The sequence below is a fragment of the Proteus myxofaciens ATCC 19692 genome, assembly GCF_001654855.1.
GTDB lineage: Bacteria > Pseudomonadota > Gammaproteobacteria > Enterobacterales > Enterobacteriaceae > Proteus > Proteus myxofaciens.
Map to the genome: position 1 here is coordinate 1 of NZ_LXEN01000184.1, position 1,350 is coordinate 1,350.

The window sequence follows — 1,350 nt, forward strand, 5'->3', positions numbered from 1 at the left end:
TTTTTATTGTATATCGGTACACTTCCTGAAAAGCCACCATCGACCAGTTCTTTCCACATATTTTGATTATAAAATCCCATATATAACAGAGTCTGTGTTTTATTCATAATTCCGTTTTTACTCCAGACACCTAGAGGTTCATTCTTGGCTGAAAAATCATAGCTATCTTTTATATATATACCTAACATTTCTGTAATAAAGGCCTTTCTTGAATTTACTTTTGTTATATAGCCTTTTACTGCTATTTTTATTGTTGCTTTACCTAAGGCTCCGTAATAATCATTAATAGTATCAAGAGTTCCACCAATGGGACGTGAGTTAACTTGCGCATAACTGTCTAATTCAATAGCTGAATCGGTATATCCAATTCTTGTATTACTACCTAATCGTTTCTTTAATAAATTAATTCCTTTTGGAGTAGCCCAATTATTGAGTAAGTAACCAACACTCTCTTTTACTTGCATGTAATTTAAAGCCCATCCCATTTTAACGATGTTTGTATTAACTAAATTTTTAGGAATTAAAGTAGCATCCTCTTCAATAAGTTTTATTTTTTCTTTAGGTGTAAATGGATAGGCTGGGGTAATACTAAACCAATGGCGCATTAATTTAGGTGCAGTTTCCCATCCCATTCTTTCCATAGCATCAGGTATCTGATTTAAGTAAAAAATATCTGTTTCAAGTTCAGTTGTTGTACCACCTTTTACTGTTTTATAATATGTCATTGTTAAATTCCTATCCTTGTTTGAAATAAATAAACGATCTCAATATTTTCTTCCTGTGATGTTTCGACTAATTCTAGTTCTCCATTTTGCTTTGATATTCCCTCAATAAAATCAGAAGTAGTTTTAATACCATAAGCTATCGAATGATTAGCATTTTTTAAAATAAATTTTTGGCTAAATAAGGTGGGTATAAGATTGGCTAGAGAATTTTTAACAGTATCAGAAGATGTTTTAGGTGATACAGCAATAACGAGGTTAGAACCAAAAAGGGCATCCGCATCGTACGATTGAGTGATGGACGGCTTGTACCTTTCCATGATTATTAATCCTATTTTCTCCGGTAACTATAATCCCTGGTTTACCACATTTAGGACATATTGTTGTTGGATCTCCGACTCTAAGCACACAAAGGTTATAACATGTCACTTGTTGAATTGTTGAAATACAAGTAGCACCCTTGGTTGTCTTATCTCCATTTAGTGCAATGGCTTTGCCAAACAAATTAGGTCGTTGCATAAAAAATCTCCTTATTCATTAGATATTTTTATCATAATGAAAAGATTTTTTCGATAAAAATTAAAGGAAAAATAGGTTTGATGAAGAAAAAAATGAGTGATATCTTTTT

Annotated in this window: 3 protein-coding genes; all 3 read right to left on the reverse strand. The window is 31.9% G+C overall.

Annotated features, from left to right (window positions below; translation table 11 throughout):
* Window positions 1–725 (reverse strand): DUF6402 family protein (locus M983_RS16525; protein WP_066753597.1); only part of this gene is annotated, 725 nt, incomplete at its 3' end.
* 2 nt (window positions 726–727) lie between these two features.
* Window positions 728–1,042: a hypothetical protein gene (locus M983_RS17630; protein ID WP_066753599.1), complete on the reverse strand. Its 315-nt coding sequence runs from the start codon at window positions 1,040–1,042 to the stop codon at window positions 728–730.
* Window positions 981–1,241, reverse strand: a complete 261-nt coding sequence (locus tag M983_RS17205; RefSeq protein WP_074388195.1) for a PAAR domain-containing protein — start codon at window positions 1,239–1,241, stop codon at window positions 981–983. Before M983_RS17205 ends, M983_RS17630 begins: the two co-directional genes overlap by 62 nt.
* Window positions 1,242–1,350 lie beyond the last annotated feature (109 nt).